Source organism: Acidovorax sp. Root275, from assembly GCF_001428965.1.
Taxonomy (GTDB): domain Bacteria; phylum Pseudomonadota; class Gammaproteobacteria; order Burkholderiales; family Burkholderiaceae_C; genus Acidovorax; species Acidovorax radicis.
This window is the reverse complement of the sequence record NZ_LMJH01000011.1, coordinates 50,503-75,374: the sequence shown is the minus strand read 5'-3', so window position 1 is coordinate 75,374 and position 24,872 is coordinate 50,503. Positions and strand designations below refer to the sequence as shown.

Below are 24,872 nucleotides of genomic sequence, written 5' to 3'. Positions count from 1 at the left end.
CATTGCAACCGGGGGCTGCGGCGGCTCAAGATTGTTGACATTTGAGGGGCGTGCTCGTCGCTGCGCTCACTGAGCAAAGCCCAGTACCACCCGTCGAGTCGTTGCGCTCTTTTTCTCGATTTTGGTCACTACGATGGCGCCGATCTCCGACGTGTTGGCCACATGCGTGCCGCCACAGGGCTGCAGGTCGATCAGCGGCGCGTTGTCTTCGCCACCGATGCGGATGGTGCGGATGCGCCCGGTGCCGCGCGGGGGCTGCACGCTCATGCTTTTGACCAGCGCGGGGTTGGCGTCCAGTTCTTCGTCGCTGATCGATGCCACGGTGAGCGGGTGCGCAGCGGCCACCAGGGTGGCGATGGCGGCGGTCAGCTGCTCCTTGTCCAGCGGGTCGGTCATCGCAAAGTCCAGCCGAGCGTAGTCGGGCGTGATGGAGCAGCCGTTGACCAGCTGCGGCACCACATGGCACAGCAGGTGGCTGGTGGTGTGCAGCCGCATCATGCGGTGGCGGCGCTCCCAGTCGATGCGGGCCGTGACGGCGGTGCCTGGTGCCTGTTGGGCCAGCTGCGCCACGCGGTCTTCCTGCCCGGGGGCGGGGATGTGCACGATGTCGCTGGTGGGGTTGCCTTCGGCGTCCTTGCCCTTGCGGGTGTCGGCGATGGCGATCTCGGTGCCGTCGGCCAGCACCAGCACGCCGCTGTCACCGGCCTGGCCGCCGCCCAGGGGGTAGAACACGGTCTGGTCCAGCACGATGCCGGTATCGGTGACGGCGGTGATGTGGGCGCTGCATTCGCGCAGGTAGGCGTCTTGGCGGAAGAGGTCTTGGGTCATGCGGTGATGGTAGCGGGATGGGCGGCGGCGCGCGGCGGTGAGGCGGGCGCTATGCTGGGCTGCAGGGGTTTCTGCCACGCATCATCCCGCGCCGCTTCACCTTCGGTTTTTCATGAACACGCCCTTGCCCTCATCGCCACAGTCGTCTTCTTCGGCCCCGCTTTCGCGCAGGGCGGTGTGGGCCTCGCGCACGCTGGACGTGCTGTTGCTGGGGCTTTGCGTGGCATTGGGGGGCCTGTCCTACTACACCTTCTCGCTGTACTGCGAGAGCTTTGGCTGCCTGGGCGTGGGCCTGTTGTGGATGCTGTGGGCCGGGCTGGCAGCGGTGGGCTGGGTGGTGGCTCTGGTGGTACGCGCCTGGCAGCGCCGCCGTGGCCTGGGCAGCTGGGCCAGTGGGTTGGCATCCACCGCTCTGCTGGTGATGGGCGTGGCACACCTGCTGGTCTGGCTGGGCAAGATGGCGCTGAAGTGACGCGGCCCGGAACAGGCCCTAACATCGCGGCATGACCGCTGCCGCCGCGCCCCAATCTGCACCACTCTCCTTGCCCTCGCGCTTCTGGGCAGACCTGTCCACCCGCGACTTTGCCGCGCTGCAGCACAGCGGCCAGGCCGATCAGGTGGTCGCCGTGTTGCCGGTGGCGGCCGTCGAACAGCATGGCCCGCACCTTCCGCTGTCGGTGGATGCCACCTTGCTGCAGGGTGTGATCGATGCCGCGCTGCCGCAAATGACCGCCGACCTGCCCGTGCTCTTTTTGCCCCCGCAGAACGTGGGCCTGAGCCCGGAGCACATCCGCTTTCCGGGCACGCTCACGCTCTCGCCCGCCACCGTGATCGCGCTGTGGACGGAGATTGGCGAGTGTGTGGCCCGCGCGGGCGTCAAAAAGCTGCTGCTGTTCAACGGCCACGGCGGCCAGGTCAGCGTGATGGACATCGTCGCGCGCGAGCTGCGCACGCGCTGCGACCTGATCGTCTACAGCGCCAGCTGGTTCAGCCTGCCGCTGCCCGAGGCGGTGGCGGGCCAGTTCAGCGCCCAGGAGCACCGCTTTGGCATCCACGCGGGCGAGATCGAGACCTCGATGATGCTGCACTTGGCACCCGGCACGGTGCACATGGAGCATGCGCGGGATTTCCGCTCCACGTCGCAGGACCGGTCGGAGCGCTACGCCATTCTGGGCAACGGCAAAAGCGCCAAGCTGGGCTGGCAGATGCAGGACTACCACCCGGCCGGTGCAGTGGGCAATGCGGCTGGAGCCACGGCCGACAAAGGGCGGGCGGTGGTGGACGCTGCGGCAGGGCAATTGGTGGCGCTGCTGCAGGAGCTGGTGCACCTGCCGTTGCAGACTGTGCGCCCCGAGACCGAATGAGCGCATTTGCGCAACTCCTCCCGTCCGTCCCCGCATGACCACGATCCGGCGCGCCATCTTCCCCGACGATCTCCCCGCAGTCACCGCGATCTTTCGCGAGTACGTCCTGAGTCCGACCGCCAATCTCGATTTTCAGGACTATGAGCAGGAGTTCGCGGAGCTGCCCGGCAAGTACGCGGAGCCCGATGGCGGTGTTCTGCTGGCCGTCGTCGAGGGCCGTGTGGTGGGCTGTGCGGCCCTGCGCCGCGTGGAGGGCGGCACCTGCGAGTTGAAGCGTGTGTATGTGCGGCCAGCAGCCCGGGGAATGGACTTGGGGCGACAACTGGTCGAAGAGATGCTGCGCGTTGCTCGCCAGGCCGGCTACCGGCGCATGTGCCTGGACGTGCTTCCCGAGTTTGTCGCGGCCCAAAGGCTCTATGAATCCTTGGGCTTTGTCACGGCAGAGCCCGTGAGCTTCAACCCGGTGCCGGGAACCCGGTTTCTGGCGCTGGATTTGTAGAGGGGCGGTAACGCCTCCCCACACAGGTTCCGGTGTGAGAGCGGCCTGGGGTCGCGGTGCTGCTGCCTGGCCCAGTTGGGGGAAGGCATGTCAGTTTGCTATAAATTAAATAGCTTTTTGCGCTTTGCCAATAAGCGCTAGAAGCCAAAAAATACCCAAAATTCCGGCCTCAGGCGTCAAGCATGTGTCACCCATCCCGCATGCTCCAGCTCATTCAAATGCGGCAGGGTGTTGAACGTCTGCAGCATCAGCCGCTTGGGCGCAATCGAGAACTCCGTCACCGCGCTGTTGCGGATGCGCATGTTCAGCGCAATCGTCACCTCGGGTGCGGTGCCCAGCACCTCGCCCACGGCCGTGGAGATGGGGCCGCCGCTGCTCACCAGCAACACGTTGTGGCCCGCGTGGTGGTGGCGCACATGGTCCAGCGCGCTGCGCACACCGGCTGAAAATTCGTTCCAGCTGGGCATGCCCTGGGGGCTGATGACGCCCGCCATCCACTGCGCCAGCGCGTCGCACAGGATGCGAAAGTGCGCGCGGTAGCGCTCTGGCGTGTCGGCCGGGCCCAGGGGCTGGGGGTGAATGGCCGCGATGAGTGCGTGGCTGTCGTATTCGTTGAGGCCTGGCAATTGCAGCACTTCGTGCGTGGTCTGCAGGCCTTCGGCGATGCCTTCCAGCGTTTGCGTGTGGCGGCGCAGCGTGCCGGTGACGACGGCGTCGAACGCCATCCCCCGCGCTCGCCAGTATTCGCCCAGGCGCACGGCCTGTTCGCGGCCCCGGGCGCTGAGCACGTCATAGTCATCTGCGCCAAACGAGGCCTGGCCATGGCGCACGAGGTAGAGGGTTCCCATGCGGCGGATTGTGGCCAAAACAGGGCCCTGGCGCTTGTCACGCAAGCGACCAATGCTACTGAATGAATAGCGTGGTAGCTTGTGTGTGCAACGGGATCAGCCCGCCAGAACGCTGCTGAACATGGGCGCATCGACGTTGCCACCCGTCAACGCCAGGCCCACGTGCAAGCCCTTGAGCTGGTCGCGCTCCTGCAGCGCCGCCGCCAGCGCGGCAGCGCCTGCGCCCTCGGCCACGTTGTGCGTGTCGGTGAACAAGGCGCGCATGGCGGCGGCCACTTCGGCATCGCTCACCTGCACGATGTGGTCGATGTGCGGGGCCATCACGGCCAGGGCTTCGGGGTCTGCCACGCGGCAGGCCATGCCGTCGGCGAGTTGGGTGGTGACGGGCGCCTCGACCACGCGGCCTGCCGCCAGCGAATCGGCATAGGTGGTGGCGTGGCTGCTGACCACGCCCACCACGCGCAAGGAGTGCTGCAGCGCCAGCTTAGCGGCGATGGCCGAGCACGCGCCCGAGCCCTGGCCGATGGGCACATACACCACATCGAGCTGCGGTACGGCGCGCAAAAACTCCCACCAGTAGGTGCTCACGCCACGCAGCAGGTCGGGGTGAAAGCTGGGCACCATGTGGGCGCCGCGCTGGGCAGCGAGTTGGATGGCGTGTTCACGCGCTTCCTGAAAGTCGTCGCCGTGTTCGATGAGGGTGACGCCCAGCGCGCGCATGGCGGCGTTCTTCTCGACCGAGTTGCCACGCGGTACGACGATGGTGCAGGCTACGCCGTGGCGGCGCGCGGCCCAGCCCATGCTCTGGCCGTGGTTGCCGCGTGTGGCGCTGATGACCTCAGAGGGCAGTGCGCCGCGCTGGGCGAGCTGGTCGAAGTAAGTCAAGCCACCGCGAATCTTGAAGGCGCCCACGGGCGTGTGGTTTTCGTGCTTGAGCCAGCAGTCGGTGCCCAGGCGCTGGCTGAGCAGGCCCCAGCGGTACTGGGGCGTGGCGGCGAAGTCGCGGTACACCACCTCGGCAGCGGCTTCGATGTCGGCCAGGGTGGGCAGCAGGGCGGTGGGGTCGAGGCGGGTGTTCATGCGGCGGCTTTCTTTTCGGTGAGGAGGCGCAGGGCCAGCAGACCCAGGACGGTGCCCATGAAATAGCGCTGGGCGCGCATCCATGCGGCGTTGCGGTTCAGGAACAGCGCCACGCGGGCGGCGCACAGGATGAGCAGCGTGTTGACGGCTGCGCTGGTGGTGATCTGCACGGCACCCAGCGTCAGGCTCTGCAGCAGCAACTGGCCGCGCTCGGGGTGGAGGAACTGGGGGAAGAACGACAGGTAGAACATCGCCACCTTGGGGTTCAAGAGGTTGGTCATGAAGCCCATGAGGAACAGCGTGCGCGGGCTGTCGTGCGGCAGGTTGCGGGCTTCGAACGGCGCGTTGCCGCCGGGTTTGACGGCCTGCCATGCCATCCACAGCAGATACGCGGCACCGGCGTAGCGGATGGCGTCGAAGGCCAACGGCACGGCGGCCAGCAGCGCCGTCAGGCCCAGGGCAGCCGCCAGCAGGTGCACGACAAAACCCAGCACCACCCCGGTCAGCGAGATGAGCCCGGCACGCGGCCCCTGGGTGAGGCTGCGCGAGACGCAGTACACCATGTTGGGGCCGGGCGTGAGCACCAGCACGAGGGCGGCGAGTGCGAAGAGCAGCAGTTCCTGTACAGAGAAAAGCATGGCGGTTACTCCTGGGGGGTGAACGACGAGAGGGTGACCGGGCCCCGTGGCGTGCTGAGCTGCGCGGTGAGCCGGGGCGTGTTGCCGGGTGTGATGGCGACGGAGTTTGCTACCCCCACGGCTTCGCACGCGGTCTGCAGCGTGGCGGCCTGCGGATGCTGCAGCGCGAGCTGCTGCAGTTGCACACCACTGGCGGGCAGGCTGCTGCACGGGTGCACGTCGCCCCACTGGATGAGGGTGGGCAGGCAGCCGTCCATGAGGCGCAGGCCGTCGTCGCGCACGGTGATCTGCCATTGCAGCAGGCCATTCGGCGTGGGGCGGCTGGCGGTGATGACGGCGCCGCGCTCGATGCCCCGCGCCGCCAGCGCGGCACACCGCTCGGCCACGTCGGGCACGCTGGCCACCCAGTGGATGAGCTGTGGGCCGTGTTGTGCCACCTGTTGTCGCAAGACAGCATCATCCATATCAAACCAGCGGCTGGCGCTTTCTGGTATTGCGGGAACAGCTCCCTTGTTGATAGCAATGATCTCCAGGTAGACGCGCGGGTGGGTGGGGCCGGAGACATTGAAGATGCGGTTGTGCGTGCCCATCAGAGGGTGTTCACCGCCCGCTGTGGGGGTGATGCCCAGCGTGCGTTCGCACCAGGCTACGCCGCTGGCCAGGTCGGCGGCCAACACGACCAGATGGTCTACGCACGGGGCCAAGGGGCTCGCTGTCACAGCAGCACCTCGCCCGACACGCAGGTGACCGAACTGCCGCCCACCCAGATCGTGTCGCCGTCCTGCTCCACATAGACGCGCCCGGCGCGGCCCAGGCAGGTGCCCTGGCTGGCCACGTATTTTGTGGGGGCCAGGCCCGCGCCGATGAGCCACTGGGCCAGCGCGGCGTTCAGGCTGCCGGTGACGGGGTCTTCGGCCAGGCCGTTGTTGCCGGGGAAAAAGGCGCGCACTTCAAAGGCGATGCCTTCGGCGTCGGTGCTGCCGACGACACCGACCTTTCCGCGCGGTCCGACCACGCCCACATCCAGCTGGCCCAGGATGCTGGCGTCGGGCTTGAGCGCCAGCACCTGTTCGCCGCTGCGCAGCATCACACCGCGCCAGTTGGGGCCGTTGTCGCACCAGGCGTGGTGCAGGATGTCGCTGCGGTCCACCCCCAGACCCCGGGCAATCAAGGCCACGTCCTCTTCCGCCAGCGGGCCGCTTTTGATCAACGCAGGCGCGGCAAAAGCCAGGCGGTCGCCGTCCTGGCGCAGCGCGACCAGGCCCACGCCGCATTCCTGCACCACCTTGCCGGCCACCTGGGGCTGGCCCCCGGCCTGCAGCCAGGCGTGGCAGCTGCCCAGCGTGGGGTGGCCGGCAAAGGGCAGCTCGCGCCCAGGGCAGAAGATACGCACACGGTAGTCGGCACCGGCGGCGCGGCCTTGCGAGGTGGGTGGGAGCAAGAAGGTGGCTTCTGACAGGTTGGTCCAGTTCGTGAACTCCTGCATGGTTTCGGTGGACAGGCCCGTGCCGTCCAGCACCACAGCCAGTGGGTTGCCCCGGTAGGCCTGGGCGGTGAAAACATCGACTTGTTTGAAGGGGCGTTGTTGCATGGTGGTCAGGGTCCTTGAAGCAAAAAAGCGGTGAAACGGGCGGTGGATCGGTCGAGCTGGGCACGCCGGGGGCTGACCGGGGGCCTGGGGTTCTTTGGCTTGTGTTCGGTGGGCACCTGGGGGAAGGAGTCCGCCGGTGTGGAGGTCAGCCGCTGGGGCGCGGGGTTTTGGACCAGCTCATAGCAGCACCGAGCCTTCAATGCAGGTGACGGCGCGCCCGCCCACCCAGAGCTGGTGGTCGTTGTCCTGCCGGATGTGCACGCGGCCCGCGCGGCCCAGGCATTCGCCCTGGGCCACCAAGTAGCTGTGCGGGGCCAGGCCGTCGGCAATCAGCCATTCGGCCAGGCTGGCGTTGAGGGTGCCGGTGACCGGGTCTTCGGGGTTGCCCATGGGGGCGGCAAAGGCACGCACCACCACGCCGGGCTGGGTGGTGTCGCTGGCAGTGGGGCCGACATGGATCACGCCCACGTCCTGGCCCAGGTCTTTCAGGCGCGCGTGGTCCGGGCGCAAGCCGAGCACGGTGTCCGCGCTGTCGAGCAGCAGGCCCAGCCACACGGGGCCATTGTCCAGCAGTTGCGCACCCAGGATCTGCTGGGGGCGCAGGCCCAGCGCGCTCGCAATCAGCGGCACCAGGGCGGGGCTGGGCGCGCTGCGCTTGAGGGGCGGGGCGGCAAAGGCCAGCGTGTCATCGGTCTGCGCGATACGCACCAAACCCAGCGCGCACTCCTGGATCACCATGCCGCTCTGGCGCGGTGTGTTGCCCGCCTGCAGCCACGCGTGGCAGGTGCCCAGCGTGGGGTGGCCGGCAAAAGGCAGCTCGCCGTTGGGGCTGAAGATGCGCAGGCGGTAGTCGGCGCCCGCAGCGTGCCCTGCCTCGGTGGGGGGCAGCAGAAAGGTGGTTTCCGACAGGTTGGTCCAGGCCGCAAAACGGCGCATGTCGCTGTCGTTCAAACCCTCGGCATCCAGCACCACGGCCACGGGGTTGCCGTAGCCGGGGCGGTCGCTGAAGACGTCGATCTGCTTGAAGGGGCGCTGGTGCATGGTGAGGTTCAGGAGAGAGGCTGGTCCAATACGCCCCGAGCGCCGGGGCGGGTGCTGACCGCGTTGTACCACCGCTCCAGGTGCGGCCGTGCGATGCGGTCCTGCGGCAGGCCCCACCAGCGGTGGATCTCGCAGCCCACGGGAATGTCGGCCATGGTGAACTGCTCCCCCGCCATGAAGGGCTGGCGCGCCAGGTGGGCGTCCAGCATTGCCAGCAGGGGCTCGGTGGCCGCCACCGACGCGGCAATCAGCGCATCGTTGCGCTGGGCTGGGGGCGTGCGTATCCACTGAACAAAGGCATCGCGCCCGGCCGGGTTCAGGGTGGTCTGCTGCCAGTCCATCCACTGCTCGGCCACAAAGCGCTCGCGCAATGCGTCGGGGTACAGCGCACCCATGGAATGCCGGGCACACAGGTAGCGCACGATGGGGTTGGATTCCCACAGCACGGTGTCCGTATCCTCATCCTCAATCAGCGGCACCAGGCCGTTGGGGTTGAGGCCGAGGTAGTGTGCCTCGCGCACGATGCCGTACTGGCCGCCCGCGTCGGTGCGCTGCAGCGTGATGCCCAGCTCCTGCGCTGTCCACACCACCTTGCGCACATTGATGGACGACAGGCGCCCCCAGAGCCTCAGCATGGATCAGCCTTTGTTCTGCTCATCGCGTATCGAAGCGGCCAGTGCCGCGATGCCGGTCGCGATCTGCTCCACGCTGGAGGTCACGAACGACAGGCGCAGCGTGCGCGGGTCGGCGTTGTCGGCATAGAAGGCCGCGCCGGGCACGAAGGCCACGTTGCGCTCCACGGCCTTGGGCAGCAGTTCGACGGCACTCATGCCTTCGGGCAGGCGCACCCACAGGAACATGCCGCCGTCGGGGCGGTTCCATTGCACGGAGAGGCCCTGCATTTCCTTGTCGAGTGCCGCCAGCATGGCCTCGCACTGCTGCTTGTACAGCGCGCGGATGGTGGGCACATGGCGGTCCAGGAAGTTGCCCTTCATCACCTCGGCCACCAGGCGCTGGTTGTAGCCGGGGGTGTGCAGGTCGGCCGCCTGCTTGGCCTGCAGCAGCTTGGGGTACACCGCCTTGGGCGCCACGACGAAGCCCAGGCGCAGCCCGGGGGCCAGCACCTTGGAGAACGAGCCCATGTAGATGCAGCCATCGGGGTTGCGGGCGGTGAGCGGGGCGGGTGGTGGGTTGTCGAACCACAGGTCGCCGTAGGGGTTGTCCTCTACCAGCGGCAGGTTCAGTTCGGCGGCAGCCTGCACCAGGGCGGCTCGGCGGGCTTCGCTCATGGTGCGGCCCGTGGGGTTCTGGAAGTTGGGCAGCACGTACAGGAAGCGCGCCTTGTTGGCACCCGTGCCCACCTTGGCCTTCAGGTCGTCAATCAGAACGCCTTCATCATCGCTGGCCACGGACACCACGGCAGGCTCCATGGGCGTGAAGGCCTGCAGCGCGCCCAGGTAGGTGGGTGTTTCCACCAGCACGCGGCTGTCCGTGTCGATCAGCACCTTGGCGATCAGGTCCAGGGCTTGCTGCGAGCCGGTGGTGATGAGAATCTGCTCGGGGTCCACGCTCCAAGGCAGGAAGTCGGCGATGGCCTGGCGCAGCGGGGCATAGCCTTCGCTGGCGGCGTATTGCAGTGCAGCTGGGCCATCATTGGCCAGCACGGCGGCGGAAGCTTCGGCGAAGGCCGACACCGGGAAGGTCTTGGGTGAGGGCAGGCCACCCGCCAGGCTGATGATGCCGGGCTTTTCCGTGACCTTCAGGATTTCGCGGATGACCGAAGGGTTCATGCGCTCGGCGCGGCGTGCCAGGGTCCAGGTGCTGGTCTGTGGGAGGTCGTTCAGTTTCACTCTCGTTCTCCTGTGGGCGGTTCGCAAATGACCACCCTGTTGCAAAGTCTAAAAAATCGGAATGCGCGGGCCGTGCCGGGCGCTCTGTCAGTCCACGATGAACAAGGTGGCACCCTGTGGGGATGTGGACCGATGGGGTTCTGCATTGTCGGCCACCTGGTAGCTCATGCCCGGCGTCAGCGTGAACCGGCGGCCGTCGGCCAGCTCGGTGTGCAATTCTCCGCCCAGGCACAGCAGCACGTGGCCCTTGACGCACCAGTGGTCCGACACGTAGCCCGGTGTGTACTCCACCATGCGCACGCGCACGTCGCCGAACTGTTGCGTGCGCCAGAAGGCCTGGCCGGCCTCTGCGCTTTTTTCTTCGCGCGGAATGCCAGACCAGTCGGTGGTGGCAAACGGGATGTGGTGTATTTGCATGAATGTCAGTCCTTCAAGGAAACCACCGCTTCGATCTCCACCGCGAAACCGCGCGGCAGCGAGCCCACGCCCACGGCCGAGCGCGCATGCCGCCCCGCATCGCCGAACACCTCGACCAGCAGGTCGGAGCAGCCGTTGATGACCTCGGTGTGCTGCATGAAGTCGGGGGTGGCGTTGACCATGCCCAGGACCTTCACGACGCGGCGCACGCGCGACAGGTCGCCCAGTGCAGCCTTCATCGTCGCGATCAGGTGCAGTCCCACCTCGCGGGCATGGTCCCTGGCTTGCGCGGCGCTGATTTCGCGCCCCACCTTGGGCACGTTGGCCATGTCTTCGCGGGTGGGAGAGCCCTTGCCCGACAGGTACAGCGTGTCGCCGTCGAGCACATAGGCGTCAAAGTTGCCACGGGGTGCGGTCACGGCGGGCAATACCAGGCCCAGTTGCTGCAGGCGTTGTTCCGGGGCGATGGGGGTCATGCGGGGGCTCCTTGGTGAACGGGCATCTTCTTGCCCACAAATACGGTGGCGATCACGGCCAGTGCAAACACCACCGTGACGGTATCCAGGCGCTCTCCGAGCAGCGGCACGGCAAAAAGCAGGCTCAGGAAGGGCTGGATCAGCTGGATCTGGCTTACGCGCACGGCACCCAGTGCCAGCGCCCGGTACCAGGCAAAGAAGCCGATCCACATCGAGAACAGCGCCACATAGACAAAGCCCAGCCAGCTCATGCCGCCGATGGCCGAGGGCACGGCGGGTGCAAACCACCAGGCGATGGGAATGGTCAGTGGCAGGGAACACACCAGGACCCAGCAGATGACCTGCTCGGCCCCCAGCCTCGGCGTGAGGCGGGCGCCGCCGATGTAGCCGAACGCGCCCGTGGTCATGGCAATGAGCAGGTAGATGTTGGCTGCGCCCAGGTAGACGCCACCCGCACGCCACACCATGAACCCCAGTACCAGGCCGCTGCCCAGCACGGCGCAGGCCCAGAAACCGGCGGAGGGCCGTTGCCGGAACCACAGTGCGCCCAACAGGGCGGTGGACAGTGGCAGCAAGGCGGTGACCACGGCCCCATGGGTGCTGGGCACATGGCGCAGCGCGAGGGCCAGAAACAGCGGAAACCCCACGATCACGCCAAAGGCCGTGATGGCCAGCAGCGGCCATTCGGCTTTCCGTGGAAGGTTGAGGCGCCCGCGCACATGCTGCAGCCACAGGTAGGCGATGGACAGCAGCCCTGCCACGGCAGCGCGGCCGAACGTGACAAACCAGGGCGACAGCTGCGGCGCGTCGGTGGGCCCCACGGCAAGGCGGGTCATCGGCAGGGTGGCCGCAAACAAGGTGACGCCCACCAGCCCCCAGATCAGCGCTTCGCGTTCTTGTGCGTTGTTCATAGGGAAAGCATCCAGAGGGCGGTGGCGACGAGCACCAGGGCCAGTGCGCGGTTGAACCAGAGCAGGCGCTGGCCCTGCGCCAGCCACTGGCGCAGCAGCGAGCCGATGAGCGCGTAGGCAAAGTTGCTGGTGAAGGCAAACACCATCATCACCCCACAGATGATGGCGAGACGCTCGCCCGGATTGGTCGAGGGCTGGCCTGCGGCGTTGACCACCCAGCCTGCGCTGAGCGTGAGCGCCAGCATCCAGGCCTTGATGTTCACGAACTGCAGGCCCACGCCTTGCCAGAAGGTCACGTTCAGGCGCGTGGTGTCGACCTCGGTCATCTGGCCTGCGCGGCTGAGCTTCCAGGCCAGCCAGAGCATGTAGGCCACGCCCAGCAGCGTCACGGCCCAGCGCAGCGCGGGCACGCCGGTGATCAGGGCGCCCAGGCCCAGGCCGCTGCCCAGCATGAGCAGTGTCCAGCCCGTGGGCACCGCGAAGCAAAAGCGCAGCGCGCGCTTGAGACCCAGGTTCGCGGCCAGTGCAGTGGACAAGGTGGTGTTGGGCCCCGGCGAAAAACTCATCGCGGTGCAGAACAGCAGCAGGGCAGTCAGTTCGGGGGCGGTCATGGGCAGGTGTTTCCGGGCTTTTTGGCGGGTGGCTTGTCAGCGCCTGGGCTTCAATGTAATCTTCGATGCCAGTACACAATCAATACAGTTAAGCAGCGCAGTTCGTGATCTGTATTGGCTGCGATAACAGTACACAAGGACACGGCCATGCTGATGAAAACCACCACCCAGTCGCTGACCGAGCAGCTGTCGGCGCGTTTTGGCGAGCGCATCCGCAACCGGCTGTTGGCACCTGGCGCGCGCCTGCCTTCGGTGCGGCAGTGCGCGCAGCAGCATGGCGTGAGTCCTTCCACTGTGGTGGCAGCGTATGACCAATTGCTGGCGCAGGGCCTGGTGGAGGCGCGCAAGAATCGGGGCTTCTTTGTGCGCGAGATGGCCACAGGACAGGTGGAGCGGGTGCCGGAGGACGACGAGACGGGAGCCCAGGAGGTCGAGCGTGCCATGGGCAACTGGAGCACCGCGCACTGGTTTGCGGCCCGTGGCGCCGGGCGCGGCGCTGCGCGGGGGGCGCCGCCGGTCAATGCCACAGCGCTGATCCGCGGCATGTTCCACAAGATCAGCGACAAGCCGCAGCCCGGCATGGGGGTGTTTCCGCCCGCCTGGCTGGAGTCCACGTTCATGCCCGCCGCGGTGCGCAAGGTGACCAGCACGCGCGCGCTGAATGATTTTTCACTGCAGTACGGCGAGCCACTGGGCGACACGGGGCTGCGCCGGGTGCTGTCCAAGAAGCTGGCCACGCTGAACGTGCATGCGGCCCCCGAAAACATCATCACCACCGTGGGCGCCACACACGCACTCGACATCGTGAGCCGCACGCTGCTGCGCCCGGGCGACCCGGTGATGGTGGAGGAGCCCGGCTGGGCGGTGGAGTTTGCGCGGCTGGCGGCGCTTGGCATGCACATCTTGCCCGTGCCGCGCCGCGCCGACGGGCCCGACCTGGAGGTCATGGCGAAATACTGCGAGGTGCACCAGCCAAAGCTCTACGTGAGCGTGAGCGTGTTCCACAACCCCACGGGCTATTGCCTGTCGCCGGGCAGCGCACACCGCATCTTGCAGCTGGCCAACCAGTACAACTTCCATGTGGTGGAGGACGACACCTACAGCCACATTGCCCCCGAGCACGCCACGCGCCTCACGGCGCTGGATGGCCTGCAGCGCACCATCTACGTGAGTGGCTTTGCCAAGATCCTTGCGCCCAACTGGCGCATCGGTTTCATGGCGGCACCGCCTGCGCTGGTGGAGCAATTGCTGGACACCAAGCTGCTGGCCACGCTGACCACGCCCGCGCTGCTGGAAAAGGCCCTGGCCCTGTGCATCGAACAGGGCCAACTGCGCCGCCACGCCGAGCGCATCCGCACGCGGCTCGATGCTGCGCGTGCGCGCAGTGTGAAGCTGGCGCTGGGGGCCGGATGCACCTTTGCGGCCGAGCCTGTGGGCCTGTTTGGCTGGGTGGAGACGGGGGTGGACACCGACGCGCTGTCGCAGCGCATGCTGGACGAAGGCTACCTGCTGGCGCCCGGCGCGCTGTTCCATGCAGAGCGCAAACCCAGCACCCTCATGCGCATCAACTTTGCCACCACGCAAGAGGCGGAGTTCTGGAAGACTTTCGAGCGTGTGCGGGCAGAGCAGGGCCGGTGACCCCAGGCTATCGGGCTATTGCGAATGGGCTTACGGAGGCCTGTCGCGCAGCCAGTGAAATTGGCACAACGCAAACCAGCAGACGCGGAGCGGCTCAGGGGGGTTACTTTCTCTCTACTTCCAGATCGGCCAGCACACGCAGCAAGGCGCGATTGACCTCTTCCAGGTCCAGCTCGTAGGTTTCGCAAAGCTGGCGGATGGCGCTGGCGTCGTCCGTCTCCAGCGCGCAGGCCATCTGCAGGCCGCCGGTGTAGGGGCCGGTGCGCAGCACCGTGGCGTCGTAGATGCGCTCGGACAGGGGCAGGCGGCGCAGGATGGTGCCCAGCGGCTCGCCCAGCAGGTCGTCCAGCTGGGAAACCAGACCACACAGGTAGATCTCGCGGCGCAGGTCGTTCTCGACGCCCGCATCGAGCAGGTGGGCGGTGAGCTCGGCACGCATCACCATGGCCTCGCGCACCGGCTGCATGTTGGGGTCGGTGCTGGCATGGGGCAGTTGGTCGGACAGCCAGCGCTTGATGGAGCCGTAGCCCATCATCACCAGGCCCCGGCGCAGCGAGTCGATGCCCGTGCGCAGGCCCAGGGCCGCAGAGTTGGTGTACACCATGAAGCGGTAAGCAAGGATTGGGTCCTGGCCCATGATGTCTTCAAAGGTTTCCAGCGACTGCTCTGCGTCGATGGCCTTCATGAGCTTGAAGATCACCGCGTGCGAAGGCTGCTGGGGATGGTGGCGCAGGCTGTAGAGCACGTCTTCCGCCGGCCATCCCGCCAGTGCCAGTGCGTTGTGCTGGTCCAGGCAATGCTCCATGAGCGCACGGCTGGCGATGCCTTCGTACATCTGCCCGGCCAGCACGGGGCTGGTGGCGCGTATTGGCTGCGGGGGAGCGCCGCCGGGGCGGGTGGCAGGGGCCGCCTTCAGGGCTGCCACGGCGTCTTCGGGGCGCAGGGTGAGCAGGCTGTTGTCAAAGCACTGGGCAATGTCGGGCTCGGGCAGCCGGCCCAGCTCGCCGCGCCACACGAGCTTCAGGCCCCGCTGGTGGGCGGCCTTGACGTGTTTGTAAATGGTCGAGTCGGACAACCAGTCGCCGCGTACCTCGATCCACGGCGCACCCCGCGGCGCATGCTCCAGCATGTTGGACAGCAGCTGGTGGCTTTGGGGGGACAGCAGGATCGGAGGGGAACTGGCGGACCACAGCTCCTGCAGCGTGCGCAGCAGGTGGGCGGTATCGACCAGGGCCGAGGCCTCGCTGTGCACATAAAGCTGGATGGCCGCGAGTTTGCGGGCGCGGTTCCACAAGGGGCGGTAACCCAGAATCAGGCTGCCAAGGACAGATTGGACCATGTGCTCTCAGGCAATGTGACGGGGGCCTGTTCCCGGGGCGTGGGGGGCTCACCCCATCACCGCGTGAGCAAGTCCTAGCTAATGAAATTGAACAGGGACAGCTTCTGAACCTGCGCATAGGACTTGAGCGCTGCCTCATAGCCCACCTGCTGGTTCTGGAAGTCTGAAATTCCCTGGATCATATCGAGATCCTCGGCCCGCGAGCGGTCGCCTTCGAGCTGGATGGACCGCTTTTCCTGGTCGCCCGTGATGCGGTCCGCGCGGTTGAGCAGCTCGCCCGCGTAGCCGCGCATGTTGTGCATGCGTTCCAGGCCGATGTCCATGTTGCCCAGGGCCTGCCCCACCGCCTGTGCCGCCGCATTGCTGTCGGGGGCATTGCGGATGTCGCGGATCGCGTTGTCCATGGTGCTGAACATGCTCGGGCTGGGCTGCAGGGTGATGGCGTCCCCGGTGGCGGGGTTGCCCTTGATGTCGAAGCTCAGGCCCGGAATGCTGGTGATGGAGATGGTCACCGGCTTGTCCGACGGATAGTCGGGCACCACCACGGCCGGCGACACGGCGCCGGTGGTGGTGTTGGTGAGCGTGTAGGTGGCGGTGGTCGTGCCCGGTGTGGCGCCCGGGCCCACCGCGCTGAAGGTGATGGTGTAGTTGTCGCCGGTCACCAGGCTCGGGTTCACGGGGGTGACTGCCGTGGTGTTGAGGAAGCGGCTGGAGGGGATGGCGCTGACGCCTGCGGTGTAGACCCCGTCGCGCTGCGGATCGAACATGAAGGTGGCTTCGCCGTCCAGCGCGCCGGGAATGGATACGCCACTGCTGGCTGTCTGGCCGGGCAGCCCCTCGAAGGTGTAGTCGGGGCTGCTGCTCAAGGGGCCGAGGAACGGTGCGAGCGCGCTGCCCAGGGAGCTGAGCAGCGGAACGCCGTTGGTGTCCTTGCGGTTGGCCACCTCCAGAAGCTGCTCGCGCAGACCCTGCAATTGGTTGGCGATGGTGGTGCGGTCGTTGGGCGTCAGGGCCGCACTGCCGGCGTTCACCACCAGCTCGCGGAAGTTCTGCACCAGGTCCACCGCATCGCCCAGGGCAGACTCGGCCTGGGCAATCGCGTTGCGCTGGGTTTCCAGTGCGCGCTGCTCAGTCTGGACGCGCGCCAGCCGGTTGATGGCGCGTTCTGCCTGTGCGGCCGACACGGGGTCGTCGCTGGCCCGCACCACGCGTTTGCCCGAGGTCAGGTTCTCCTGCAGGTTCGACAGGTTGGTCTGGCGCGTGCCCAGGTTGCGCAGGGCGTTGTCATACATGTTGGCCGTGCCAAGGCGGTAGATGCTATTGCTCATGTCGAACTCCTAACTCCTGTCCCGCCGTCAGCGGCCGAGGCCTTGCAGCAGCGAGTCAAAGATGTTTTGCGCGATCTGGATCATTTTGGACGATGCCTGGTACGCCTGCTGGTATTGGATCAGCCTTGCTGCCTCTTCGTCCAGATTGACCCCGGAAATCGCAGTGCGATCCCGCTCCAGATTGGACGCGATGGTGGTGGACAGCTCGGCCGCGAACAGCGCGCTCTGGGTGCGGGTCCCCACCTGGGAAATGGCGCCCGCATAGCCGTCGGAGAGCGTGGATTCATCGAACATCTTCACGTCCCGCAGGCCCATGAGGGCGTTGGCGTTGCCGGAGTTGCGCGTGAAGATGTCGCCGTACTGCGGGTCCGAGGCATTGCCGATGACCACGGTATCGCCCGTGTTGGGGCTGCCCTGCAGCTTGATCTCCCACCCGTTGATGGAAATGGGCGTACCGGGCGTGTAGGGCTGTGCGGCGGCAATCGTGGTGGGCGGTGCGGTGCCGCGGTCCAGCACATCGTAGGTGGTGGGCGGGCCGGCCGTGAACTGCAGCTGGATGCCGCCCAGGATGGGGGGCAGTGCAGCGGGGTTGGCATTGGGCGGAAGTACCAGCCCCGGCGGGTTGGGCAGGCCGGTGGCCTTGAGGCCGGCCAACTGCATCGTGCCGCCGTTGGAGGTGCCCATGGCCGCATTGATGGGGTTGGCCGCTGCCAGATCGCGTGGCGAATACACCAGCGACTGGATGTTGGCCGCCGCCGTGCTGAACGGCTTGAACAGCATGCGCTCGCCCGGGTTGCCGGGCGTGGTCAGGTTGAAGTTGAGGCCGTCGATCTGCAGCGTGGCCAGGTTGGCCGCGTCGGTGAACGGGGTGGAGGTGCCGTCCGACAGCCGCACCACCTGCCCGGCCGTGCCGGTGGTGAAGCGGATTTCATAGTCTGACGCCGCGAACTGCGTGGGGCCGGTGAAGGACACCGTGCCCACGCCCGCGCCGTTGGTGTGGCCTGGCATGCTGGCGGGCAACGCGAACAGATCCTTGCCCAGCGCACCGTCGAGCGTGAGGCCCAGGTTGTGCTGGTCGTTCATCGTCATGCCGATGGCCATGGCCATGCGGCCCAGCAGGTTGCGTCCCTCGGCCAGATCGGTGTTGTTGAAGCGCAGCAGGCCCGACATCGAGCCCCCGCCGAGCACGTTCTCGTCCATTTCCACGGCCGGTGCACCGGGCCGGTTGAAGAACAGCTTGATCTGGCCGCTGCCGGGGAAGGCGGTGGCATCGTCTACCGAGAGGCTGGTCGCCGTGGTGCCCAGCACCAGCGGCTGGCTGCCCGCCACGAACAGGCCCACCGTGCCGTCGTCGGCCGGGATTTGCGTGGTCTGCACGTACTGGTTGATGTCGCGGATGATCTGGTCGCGCTGGTCCAACAGGTCATTCGGGGTCTGTCCATTGCCCTTGGCGCGCGCGATCTGCTCGTTCACACTGGCCATCTGTCCGGCCAGGCTGTTGACGGCGGTGATGCTGCTTTGCAGCTGCTCGGTGACGGTGTACTGGATCTCGTTGATGCGGTCGGCGGCCGAGCGCATGCGCGACGCGGTTTCGTCCATGCGCGTGAGCACCACGGTGCGTGCGGTGATGTCGGTGGGGGCGCTCACCACGTCCGAGAACGCATTCATCATGTCGTTGATGGCGGCACCCAGGCCGGCCGTGCCGCCGCTGAAGACCTCCTGCAGCTGGCGCAGGCGCTCGGCCCGCACGATGTCGGACGACTGCACGGAGCCCGCCGTGGCCGACTGGCGCGTGAGCAGCTCGCTCTGGTTGCGCAGGATGGTCTGCACATCCACACCCTGGCCGATATAGCCACCCCCCGTGAACTGGCCCTGCACGGTCTGCAGCACCACGGTCTGGCGCGAATAGCCGGGCGTATTGACGTTGGCGATGTTGTGGCCCGCCGTCTGCAGGGCCACCTGGTTGGCCAGCAGGGCGCGGGCGCCGACGTTGAGAAGACTCATGGCTTACCTCGGCTTTCTCATCACGCCTGGGCGCGCTGTACGCGCAAAGCGCTGTTGATGGCGCCGCTGAGCTTTCGGGCGTACTCGGGGTCGGTGGCGTATCCGGCCTTTTGCAGCTCGGCCGCATAGGCCACGGCAGAACCGTTCTTGGCGGTGGCCTGCGCCTTTTCGTAGCGGGGGCTTTCAGTGATGAGGCGGGCGTAGTCGCGGAACGAGTCCTCGTACGAGTCGTAGGCGCGGAACTTGGCGGTCACCTTCTGGGCCTTGCCGTTGATGTATTCGGTGGTCGTGATCTCGGCCACCTTGCCCGTCCAGCCCTTGCCGGCCTTGATGCCGAACAGGTTGAACGAGTTGGAGCCGTCCTTGTGTTTGATCTCGCTCTTGCCCCAGCCAGTTTCGTGGCCGGCCTGGCCCAGCATGAAGCTCGCCGGAATGCCACTCTCCTGGGCCACGCGCTCGGCGGTGCCGGAGAGGTGCTGCACAAATCCATCGCGCCCCTTGGGTGCGGGTGCCGTCGCCTCAGCCGGGGTGCCGGTGGCCGGTGCCGCTGCACGCGGCAGTGCCTGCGGCAGGCTCAGCGTGGAAGGCACGGAGAAGTTCGCATCGGCACCGCCCATCTGGCGCGAGAGCTGGCGCGCAATCGCTTCAGAAAGCCCGCCCTGCTGGCCGGACATGCTGACAGACAGCTGCTGGTCCAGCATGTCCTGCCCCAGGTTGGCCTGCTCGCCTTCCATGAGGCCGGATTTCATCGTGGCGTCGCGCATGCTCTTGATCAGCTCGCGCATGAACAGCGACTCGAACTGCTTGGCCACCTCGCGGGTGGTCTGGGCGTTGTTGGCCGTGCCCGCGTCGTACTTGAGCGTGTTGAGCGAGCGGATGTCCACCGCCAGCGCATTGGACGTGCTGGTGGTGCTGGACGAAGGGAGTGTGAGGGCCATGGTCAAGCCTCCTGCGCTGGGCTACCCACAGACAGTGAATTCGGCGCTGCCCAGGCCTGTGCACCCGTGGAACTGGCTTTGCCAGGCCACCGGGTGTGTCCCCCTTTGGGGGAAGGCGCGAAGCGACTCAGGGGGAGCATTTAGATCACTTCCAGCTCGGCGTTGAGCGCGCCAGCGGCCTTGATGGCCTGCAGGATGGCCAGCAGGTCTTGGGGTGTGGCGCCCAGTGTGTTGAGCGCCTTCACCACGTCCGCCAGCTGGGGCGAGGGCGGCATCTGGATGATGTTGCCCGGCTCCTGGTTGATGCGGATGTCGCTTTGCTGCGCCACCACGGTCTGCCCTTGCGAGAGCGGGGCGGGCTGGCTGATCACGGGCGTGGAGCTGATGGTGATCGACAGGTTGCCATGTGCAATTGCGCACGGGCCGAGCGTGACTGCCTGATTGAGCACCACCGAGCCGGTGCGTGCGTTGATGACCACCTTGGCCGCGGGCGTGGACGACTCCAGCGCCAGCTCTTCCAGGTCGGCAATGAAGCTTACGCGGGCGCCGGGGTCCATGGGGGCACGCACCTGCACCGTGCGGCCATCGAGCGCTGTGGCCAGGCCGCTGCCCAGCTTGGTGTTGATGGCCTGGGCCACGCGGCGCGCGGTCTGGAAGTCCGAGGCGTTGAGCCCGAGGTTGATGGTGGCGCCTTCGTTGAGCGGCGTGGGCACAGCGCGCTCGACCTGCGCGCCTTGGGGAACGCGGCCGGCGCTCAGGTGGTTGATCTGCACCTTGCTGCCGCCGGCCGAAGCGCCGGCGCCGCCCACCACCACATTGCCCTGGGCCAGCGCATAGATCTCGCCGTCTGCGCCGCGCAGCGGCGTGACGATCAGCGTGCCGCCCTTGAGCGACTTGGCGTTGCCCATGGAGGAGACGTTGATGTCAATCATCTGGCCCGGCTGCGCAAACGGAGGCAGCTGCGCCGTGACGATCACTGCCGCCACGTTCTTGAGCTGCAGCTGGTTGGCCGCGCCGGGGGGCAGGCTGATGCCCATCTGCTGCAGGTAGTTCGACATCGCCTGCGTGGTGTAGGGCATCTGCGTGGTCTGGTCGCCCGTGCCGTCAAGGCCCACGATCAACCCGTAGCCGGTCAGCTGGTTGCTGCGCACGCCCTGCACCGCCGCCACTTCCTTGATGCGCAGCGCATGCGCGGGCAGCGCCGCAGCAGCGGCCGCAAGGGCCAGCAACAGCCACAGCAGGCGCGCAGAGCGCGGAAGGAGGGATGGGGACAAGGCTTTCATGACACCGATTGTGGGCGGCCCCGCCAGGAACTAAAACCCAAAAAGAAGCGGGTTCACCGGCCTATTGCGTGGGTTCCCGGGCGGGCGGGGAACGGCCGGTGGTGCGCGGAAAGCCAGGCAGGCGCCGGAGCCGCGCTACAGGGGAAAATATGAATAAAAATAGGCTCTAGCGCTTGATGGATAAGCGCTGGTAGCTTTAAATTATGTAGCAAAATGGGGCGAGGAATTTTCACAACGGTCAGACATCCCGAAGCCTCAAAACCCCAGGCTCTGTGCCCCCGGCGCATCCAAAAACCACACCCGTAGAAACTGGCGCGGCCAAAGGCCAGCGCCACCGCGGATCCGGCTTTGCCGGGCCGGGGGTGGCGTCCCCCCTCAGGGGGGAAGGCGCGCAGCGACTCAGGGGGGAATCTAGAACGGCGTGATGGTGTTGAAGAACCGGCCCATCCAGCCCATGGCCTGGGCTTCGCCTTGTGCACCGCGGCCGCGGGATTCGACCCGCACGTTGGCCACTTGGGTGGAGTTCACGATGCTGCCGGGCTGCAGCGCGCGCGGATCGATGGTGCCGGAGAAGCGCAGCACGTCCACGTTCTGGTTCACGCCGATCTGCTTTTCGCCCGTCACGACCAGGTGGCCGTTGGGCAGCACATCGACGACCGTGGTGGTGATGGAACCGGTGAAGGTGTTGGCGCTTTCGGTGCCGCCCTTGCCGGAGAAGGTGTTCTCGGAACCCGCAGCCAAGGTGGTGCGGTCGGCGAGCGAGCGCTTGACGAAGGGCAGGTTGGTGATGCCGGCCGAGGCTTCGGACGTGCGGTCCACCGTGGAGGAGGACTTCTGGCTCGCGGTCACGTTCTCCACAATCATCACCGTCACGTTGTCGCCCACCAGGCGGGCGCGGCGGTCTTCAAACGCCGGGCGGTAGCTGGCGTTGTGAAACAGCCCGCCTGTGACAGGCGGCGGCGTGCGCGGCGCAGCGGCAATGGGCGGGGGCGTGGTGGGCAGGATGTCCACGGGCGGCGGCGGCGACATGGTGGCGCAACCGGTGAGCAGCAGCGCGCCGGCTGCGAGCGGAAGGGCAAAAAAGCGGGTGAACTGCAGCATGGCAAATGCTCCTGTCGTCATCTTTGTCATCACAGCTGGCTGAGCTTGGCCAGCATCTGGTCCGAGGTCTGGATGGCCTTGGAATTCATTTCGTAGGCGCGCTGGGCCTGGATCATGGTGACCAGCTCTTCCACCACGTTCACGTTCGAGGCTTCCAGAAAGCCCTGCTTCAGGATGCCCAGCCCGTTGGTGCCGGGCGTGCCCTGCTGGGGCTGTCCCGAGGCGGCCGATTCCTTGAAAAGGTTCTGGCCGATGGGCTCCAGGCCCGCCGGGTTGATGAAGGCCGACATCGCCAGATTACCGAGCGGCTGCGGCTGGGTGTTGCCCTGCACGGTGGCCGAGACCACGCCGTCGGCGCTGATCGTCACGCTCGTGGCGTTGGCGGGCACGGTGATGCCATTGGCCACCGGCAGGCCGCTGGAGGTGACCATGCGGCCTTGCGCATCGACCTGGAAGGAGCCGTCGCGGGTGTAGCCCAGCGTGCCGTCGGGCATGGTCACTTCAAAGAAGCCGTTGCCGTTGATGGCCACGTCCAGGTTGTTCTTGGATTCCTGCAGGCTGCCCTGCACGAAGTTGCGGCTGGTGGCCACGGTGCGCACCCCCAGGCCCAGATGCAAACCCGTGGGCAACTGGTTCTGCTCGGTGGTGTTGGCGCCCACCTGGCGCAGGTTCTGGTAGATCAGGTCTTCGAACACCGCGTTGTTGCGCTTGTAGCCGGTGGTGGAGACGTTGGCCAGGTTGTGCGAGATGACGTCGAGCTGGGTCTGCTGGGCAGACATGCCGGTCTTGGCGATCCAGAGGGAGTTGATCATGGTGCTTCCTTTTGGCGTGGCGGCGTGGGGCGCGACCTCAGCCGTTCATGCTCAGCAGCTGGCTGGCGGTCTTGTCGTTGGTTTCGGCGGACTGCAGCAGGCGCATCTGCTGCTCGAACTGGCGCGATGCGGCAATCATCCCGACCATGCTTTCGACCGGGTTCACGTTCGAGCCTTCCACCGCCCCGGCCAGCATGCGGGCGTTGGCGTCGCCCGGGATCGGGTCCCCCGACGCAGCGCGAAACAGGCCGTCGTCGCCACGCTTGAGCGGGTCTTCCAGTGTGGGGGTGGCCAGCTTGAGGCGGCCAATGGCCTGCGCGGGCTGGCCTGCCGCCTTGGCGGTGACCGTGCCGTCCGAGCCCAGTGTGACCTCGGCGCCCGGGGGAACATCAATGGGCGCGCCGCCATCGGACAGCACCGGCAGCCCGGTGGGGGTGAGCAGCTGGCCCGTGGCCGACACCTCGAAGGTGCCTGCGCGGGTGTAGGCCTCGGTGCCATCCAGGCCCTGTACGGCAAACCAGGCATTGCCCACGGCCATGGCGTCGAGGTTGCGGCCGGTGCGCTGCACGGGGCCGGGCGTGCTCACGTGGCCCGAGGTGGCCTCCAGCGCAAAAACGCGGGTCTTGGAGCCATCGCCCTGGATGGGCACGGAGCGGAAGGTGGACATCTCCGCGCGAAACCCCTGGGTGGAGGCGTTGGCGAGGTTGTTGGACAACACGGCCTGCCGGTGGGCGGCCGCGTTGGCGCCCGTCATCGCGGTGTAAATGATGCGGTCCATGGTGCGATGTTCCTTTCAGTACCCTGCAGTGCTGCGTGCCGTGCGCAGCGTGTGCAACCGGCGCGGCCCAGGCGCGGGCAGCCGCGCAAGGGCCGCCCCGCCGCGCTGGCTGCGTCCCCCTCCCGGAGCGCGCAGCGCGCAGAGAGAGGGGGAAGGCGCGAAGCGACTCAGGGGGTGTTTCATCTCAAGTTCACCAGGGTGGACATCACCTGGTCTTGCGTCTTGATCGTCTGGGCGTTGGCCTGGTAGGCGCGCTGCGCGGTCATCATGTTCACCAGCTCGGCGGTCAGGTCCACGTTGGAGTCTTCCAGCGCGCCCGAGCGGAGTGATCCAAAGTTGCCGTCCGTAGCCGTGCCTGCTACGGGTTGGCCGGATTCAAAGGTGGCCACCCAATTGTTGCTGCCCACCGCTGCCAGGCCCTGCGTGTTGCGGAAGCTCGACAGCGCAAGCTGGCCTTCCGCGCGGGTCACGCCGTTGGAGTAACGGGTCATGATCATCCCGTTGTTCTCGATGTTGATGCCGGTGAGCTCGCCCGTGGTGTAGCCGTCCTGGCTCAGGTTCGAGACCGAGAACTTGTTGCCGCTCTGGGAAACATCGTCCAGGCTCACCGCCACATCAAAGGCGGGCAGGTTGTTGGGGTTGGGCGGGGTCGGGTTCACGTTCAGCGTGAGCGCGAAGCCCGTGGCGGGTGGCGTGGCCACCGGGCCGGTGATGGCGCCATTGTTGTCAAACGTGATCTGCCCGATGGGTGCAGCCACCACTGGGGGCACCGCCGTCGGGTCGTCGAGTGCGTCGTACACGTCCCAGGTGTTGTCGGTGGCGGTCTTCTGGAAGTACAGGCTCACCGGCTTGGCCACGCCCTGGCTGTCGAACACGTTGATGGACGTGCCATAGGTGGCGCGTGGCGTGGCCGGGATCGGGGGTGTCGCGGCAGGGTCGCCGGCCGCGTCGGTGGCCGTGGCGGGCAGGTTGAAGGCGGCAGTGACCGTCGTGGTCTGCTTGGCGGGGATGGGCTCGGAGGTGGGGAACACCATCGGGATGGGGTCCGTGCCCGAACGCAGCCCGGTGACCGGGTCCACGGGGTACCCCATCACGTTCGCGTTGTCGTTGGTGATCATGTTGCCCTCCTTGTCCAGCTTGAAGTTGCCGGAGCGGGTGTAGGCGGGCGTGCCATCGGGCAGCGTGAGCGTGAAGAAGCCGTTGCCGTTGATGGCGACATCCAGGCTGTTGCCGGTGATCGTGAGATTTCCCTGGGTGAACTGCTGGGAGACAGCGCCCACTTCGACGCCGATGCCGGCATTGGTGCCACCCGCCGAGCCGATGGCCGAAGCCACCATTTCGGCGAATTCTGCCCGCGAGGCCTTGAACCCGACGGTGTTGGAGTTGGCAATGTTGTGCCCGATGACGTCGAGGTTCTTGCTGGCGGCGTTCAAGCCAGAGAGGCCTTGCTGAAAACTCATGGTGTTCTCCTGATGGGGGCGGTCACTGAATCGGCCG

26 protein-coding genes are annotated in these 24,872 nt (G+C 66.8%); 4 read left to right on the top strand and 22 right to left on the bottom strand.

Annotated elements, in window-relative coordinates; genetic code table 11:
- Positions 1-66: 66 nt before the first annotated feature.
- Positions 67-828, bottom strand: a complete 762-nt coding sequence (locus ASE52_RS23825; RefSeq protein ID WP_057229802.1) for an alanyl-tRNA editing protein — start codon at positions 826-828, stop codon at positions 67-69.
- Positions 829-940: 112 nt separating this feature from the next.
- Here ASE52_RS23825 and ASE52_RS23820 point away from each other — a divergent pair, with 112 nt between their 5' ends.
- The 3 genes from ASE52_RS23820 to ASE52_RS23810 are packed head-to-tail and all read left to right on the top strand — an operon-like array spanning position 941 to position 2,691.
- Complete coding sequence (locus ASE52_RS23820) at positions 941-1,300, top strand: hypothetical protein (RefSeq protein ID WP_057229799.1); 360 nt, start codon at positions 941-943, stop codon at positions 1,298-1,300.
- A gap of 31 nt (positions 1,301-1,331) precedes the next feature.
- Positions 1,332-2,192, top strand: a complete 861-nt coding sequence (locus ASE52_RS23815) for a creatininase family protein (RefSeq protein ID WP_057229797.1) — start codon at positions 1,332-1,334, stop codon at positions 2,190-2,192.
- Between the two features lie 34 nt (positions 2,193-2,226).
- Positions 2,227-2,691 (top strand): GNAT family N-acetyltransferase, encoded by a 465-nt coding sequence (locus ASE52_RS23810; RefSeq protein ID WP_057229794.1) that lies wholly within the window; start codon positions 2,227-2,229, stop codon positions 2,689-2,691.
- 176 nt (positions 2,692-2,867) lie between these two features.
- On the opposite strand, the gene ASE52_RS23805 is transcribed toward ASE52_RS23810, so the two are convergent.
- The 12 genes from ASE52_RS23805 to ASE52_RS23750 form a co-directional block, all read right to left on the bottom strand.
- Positions 2,868-3,539 (bottom strand): histidine phosphatase family protein, encoded by a 672-nt coding sequence (locus ASE52_RS23805; RefSeq protein WP_057229792.1) that lies wholly within the window; start codon positions 3,537-3,539, stop codon positions 2,868-2,870.
- Between the two features lie 96 nt (positions 3,540-3,635).
- Complete coding sequence (locus ASE52_RS23800) at positions 3,636-4,619, bottom strand: threonine dehydratase (protein WP_057229788.1); 984 nt, start codon at positions 4,617-4,619, stop codon at positions 3,636-3,638.
- A complete protein-coding gene (locus ASE52_RS23795) occupies positions 4,616-5,257 on the bottom strand; it encodes a LysE family translocator (RefSeq protein WP_057229786.1) in 642 nt (213 codons plus the stop codon). The genes ASE52_RS23800 and ASE52_RS23795 overlap by 4 nt, the downstream gene beginning before the upstream one ends.
- Positions 5,258-5,262: 5 nt before the next feature.
- On the bottom strand, positions 5,263-5,961 hold the full coding sequence (locus ASE52_RS23790) for a VOC family protein (protein ID WP_057229783.1): 699 nt from the start codon (positions 5,959-5,961) through the stop codon (positions 5,263-5,265).
- Between the two features lie 11 nt (positions 5,962-5,972).
- On the bottom strand, positions 5,973-6,848 hold the full coding sequence (locus ASE52_RS23785) for a PhzF family phenazine biosynthesis protein (protein WP_057229781.1): 876 nt from the start codon (positions 6,846-6,848) through the stop codon (positions 5,973-5,975).
- Positions 6,849-7,025: 177 nt separating this feature from the next.
- On the bottom strand, positions 7,026-7,889 hold the full coding sequence (locus ASE52_RS23780) for a PhzF family phenazine biosynthesis protein (RefSeq protein WP_010466133.1): 864 nt from the start codon (positions 7,887-7,889) through the stop codon (positions 7,026-7,028).
- Between the two features lie 8 nt (positions 7,890-7,897).
- Positions 7,898-8,524, bottom strand: a complete 627-nt coding sequence (locus tag ASE52_RS23775) for a glutathione S-transferase (protein ID WP_010466131.1) — start codon at positions 8,522-8,524, stop codon at positions 7,898-7,900.
- A 3-nt stretch (positions 8,525-8,527) separates the two neighbouring features.
- Positions 8,528-9,739 carry a PLP-dependent aminotransferase family protein gene (locus ASE52_RS23770; protein ID WP_010466129.1) on the bottom strand — a complete coding sequence of 404 codons (1,212 nt, stop codon included), beginning with the start codon at positions 9,737-9,739 and terminating at the stop codon, positions 8,528-8,530.
- 87 nt (positions 9,740-9,826) lie between these two features.
- A complete protein-coding gene (locus tag ASE52_RS23765; protein WP_010466128.1) occupies positions 9,827-10,156 on the bottom strand; it encodes a DHCW motif cupin fold protein in 330 nt (109 codons plus the stop codon).
- A 5-nt stretch (positions 10,157-10,161) separates the two neighbouring features.
- Positions 10,162-10,632 carry a RidA family protein gene (locus ASE52_RS23760; protein ID WP_010466125.1) on the bottom strand — a complete coding sequence of 157 codons (471 nt, stop codon included), beginning with the start codon at positions 10,630-10,632 and terminating at the stop codon, positions 10,162-10,164.
- On the bottom strand, positions 10,629-11,543 hold the full coding sequence (locus tag ASE52_RS23755; RefSeq protein ID WP_057229779.1) for a DMT family transporter: 915 nt from the start codon (positions 11,541-11,543) through the stop codon (positions 10,629-10,631). The genes ASE52_RS23760 and ASE52_RS23755 overlap by 4 nt, the downstream gene beginning before the upstream one ends.
- Positions 11,540-12,154, bottom strand: coding sequence for a LysE family translocator (locus ASE52_RS23750; protein WP_010466121.1), 615 nt, complete (start codon positions 12,152-12,154; stop codon positions 11,540-11,542). Before ASE52_RS23750 ends, ASE52_RS23755 begins: the two co-directional genes overlap by 4 nt.
- A gap of 147 nt (positions 12,155-12,301) precedes the next feature.
- Between ASE52_RS23750 and ASE52_RS23745 the strand changes: the two genes are divergently transcribed.
- On the top strand, positions 12,302-13,792 hold the full coding sequence (locus ASE52_RS23745; protein ID WP_010466119.1) for a PLP-dependent aminotransferase family protein: 1,491 nt from the start codon (positions 12,302-12,304) through the stop codon (positions 13,790-13,792).
- 103 nt (positions 13,793-13,895) lie between these two features.
- On the opposite strand, the gene ASE52_RS23740 is transcribed toward ASE52_RS23745, so the two are convergent.
- The 9 genes from ASE52_RS23740 to flgE all read right to left on the bottom strand — a co-directional run bounded on the left by ASE52_RS23740 (position 13,896) and on the right by flgE (position 24,835).
- On the bottom strand, positions 13,896-15,131 hold the full coding sequence (locus ASE52_RS23740) for an HDOD domain-containing protein (RefSeq protein ID WP_057229777.1): 1,236 nt from the start codon (positions 15,129-15,131) through the stop codon (positions 13,896-13,898).
- A 74-nt stretch (positions 15,132-15,205) separates the two neighbouring features.
- A complete protein-coding gene (gene flgL / locus ASE52_RS23735) occupies positions 15,206-16,459 on the bottom strand; it encodes a flagellar hook-associated protein FlgL (protein ID WP_010466115.1) in 1,254 nt (417 codons plus the stop codon).
- A gap of 27 nt (positions 16,460-16,486) precedes the next feature.
- Positions 16,487-18,463 (bottom strand): flagellar hook-associated protein FlgK, encoded by a 1,977-nt coding sequence (flgK, locus tag ASE52_RS23730; protein WP_010466114.1) that lies wholly within the window; start codon positions 18,461-18,463, stop codon positions 16,487-16,489.
- Between the two features lie 20 nt (positions 18,464-18,483).
- On the bottom strand, positions 18,484-19,401 hold the full coding sequence (flgJ, locus tag ASE52_RS23725; protein ID WP_010466112.1) for a flagellar assembly peptidoglycan hydrolase FlgJ: 918 nt from the start codon (positions 19,399-19,401) through the stop codon (positions 18,484-18,486).
- A gap of 140 nt (positions 19,402-19,541) precedes the next feature.
- Entirely contained in the window at positions 19,542-20,684 is a 1,143-nt protein-coding gene (locus tag ASE52_RS23720; protein WP_057229775.1) for a flagellar basal body P-ring protein FlgI, read from the bottom strand.
- Between the two features lie 411 nt (positions 20,685-21,095).
- Positions 21,096-21,785 (bottom strand): flagellar basal body L-ring protein FlgH, encoded by a 690-nt coding sequence (locus tag ASE52_RS23715; RefSeq protein WP_057229773.1) that lies wholly within the window; start codon positions 21,783-21,785, stop codon positions 21,096-21,098.
- Between the two features lie 29 nt (positions 21,786-21,814).
- The gene (gene flgG, locus ASE52_RS23710) at positions 21,815-22,597 is read right to left on the bottom strand and encodes a flagellar basal-body rod protein FlgG (RefSeq protein ID WP_057229771.1); all 783 of its coding nucleotides are present in this window, start codon (positions 22,595-22,597) and stop codon (positions 21,815-21,817) included.
- A 37-nt stretch (positions 22,598-22,634) separates the two neighbouring features.
- Complete coding sequence (gene flgF / locus ASE52_RS23705; RefSeq protein WP_057229769.1) at positions 22,635-23,375, bottom strand: flagellar basal-body rod protein FlgF; 741 nt, start codon at positions 23,373-23,375, stop codon at positions 22,635-22,637.
- Positions 23,376-23,554: 179 nt separating this feature from the next.
- Positions 23,555-24,835 (bottom strand): flagellar hook protein FlgE, encoded by a 1,281-nt coding sequence (gene flgE, locus ASE52_RS23700; RefSeq protein ID WP_010466101.1) that lies wholly within the window; start codon positions 24,833-24,835, stop codon positions 23,555-23,557.
- Positions 24,836-24,872: the final 37 nt, after the last annotated feature.

Bases quoted from the DNA above. Each gene is read 5' to 3' on its own strand.
- ASE52_RS23825 (WP_057229802.1), bottom strand. From the start codon at position 828: ATGACCCAAGACCTCTTCCGCCAAGACGCCTACCTGCGCGAATGCAGC.
- ASE52_RS23820 (WP_057229799.1), top strand. From the start codon at position 941: ATGAACACGCCCTTGCCCTCATCGCCACAGTCGTCTTCTTCGGCCCCG.
- ASE52_RS23815 (WP_057229797.1), top strand. From the start codon at position 1,332: ATGACCGCTGCCGCCGCGCCCCAATCTGCACCACTCTCCTTGCCCTCG.
- ASE52_RS23810 (WP_057229794.1), top strand. From the start codon at position 2,227: ATGACCACGATCCGGCGCGCCATCTTCCCCGACGATCTCCCCGCAGTC.
- ASE52_RS23805 (WP_057229792.1), bottom strand. From the start codon at position 3,539: ATGGGAACCCTCTACCTCGTGCGCCATGGCCAGGCCTCGTTTGGCGCA.
- ASE52_RS23800 (WP_057229788.1), bottom strand. From the start codon at position 4,619: ATGAACACCCGCCTCGACCCCACCGCCCTGCTGCCCACCCTGGCCGAC.
- ASE52_RS23795 (WP_057229786.1), bottom strand. From the start codon at position 5,257: ATGCTTTTCTCTGTACAGGAACTGCTGCTCTTCGCACTCGCCGCCCTC.
- ASE52_RS23785 (WP_057229781.1), bottom strand. From the start codon at position 6,848: ATGCAACAACGCCCCTTCAAACAAGTCGATGTTTTCACCGCCCAGGCC.
- ASE52_RS23780 (WP_010466133.1), bottom strand. From the start codon at position 7,889: ATGCACCAGCGCCCCTTCAAGCAGATCGACGTCTTCAGCGACCGCCCC.
- ASE52_RS23775 (WP_010466131.1), bottom strand. From the start codon at position 8,524: ATGCTGAGGCTCTGGGGGCGCCTGTCGTCCATCAATGTGCGCAAGGTG.
- ASE52_RS23765 (WP_010466128.1), bottom strand. From the start codon at position 10,156: ATGCAAATACACCACATCCCGTTTGCCACCACCGACTGGTCTGGCATT.
- ASE52_RS23760 (WP_010466125.1), bottom strand. From the start codon at position 10,632: ATGACCCCCATCGCCCCGGAACAACGCCTGCAGCAACTGGGCCTGGTA.
- ASE52_RS23755 (WP_057229779.1), bottom strand. From the start codon at position 11,543: ATGAACAACGCACAAGAACGCGAAGCGCTGATCTGGGGGCTGGTGGGC.
- ASE52_RS23750 (WP_010466121.1), bottom strand. From the start codon at position 12,154: ATGACCGCCCCCGAACTGACTGCCCTGCTGCTGTTCTGCACCGCGATG.
- ASE52_RS23745 (WP_010466119.1), top strand. From the start codon at position 12,302: ATGCTGATGAAAACCACCACCCAGTCGCTGACCGAGCAGCTGTCGGCG.
- ASE52_RS23740 (WP_057229777.1), bottom strand. From the start codon at position 15,131: ATGGTCCAATCTGTCCTTGGCAGCCTGATTCTGGGTTACCGCCCCTTG.
- flgL (WP_010466115.1), bottom strand. From the start codon at position 16,459: ATGAGCAATAGCATCTACCGCCTTGGCACGGCCAACATGTATGACAAC.
- flgK (WP_010466114.1), bottom strand. From the start codon at position 18,463: ATGAGTCTTCTCAACGTCGGCGCCCGCGCCCTGCTGGCCAACCAGGTG.
- flgJ (WP_010466112.1), bottom strand. From the start codon at position 19,401: ATGGCCCTCACACTCCCTTCGTCCAGCACCACCAGCACGTCCAATGCG.
- ASE52_RS23720 (WP_057229775.1), bottom strand. From the start codon at position 20,684: ATGAAAGCCTTGTCCCCATCCCTCCTTCCGCGCTCTGCGCGCCTGCTG.
- ASE52_RS23715 (WP_057229773.1), bottom strand. From the start codon at position 21,785: ATGCTGCAGTTCACCCGCTTTTTTGCCCTTCCGCTCGCAGCCGGCGCG.
- flgG (WP_057229771.1), bottom strand. From the start codon at position 22,597: ATGATCAACTCCCTCTGGATCGCCAAGACCGGCATGTCTGCCCAGCAG.
- flgF (WP_057229769.1), bottom strand. From the start codon at position 23,375: ATGGACCGCATCATTTACACCGCGATGACGGGCGCCAACGCGGCCGCC.
- flgE (WP_010466101.1), bottom strand. From the start codon at position 24,835: ATGAGTTTTCAGCAAGGCCTCTCTGGCTTGAACGCCGCCAGCAAGAAC.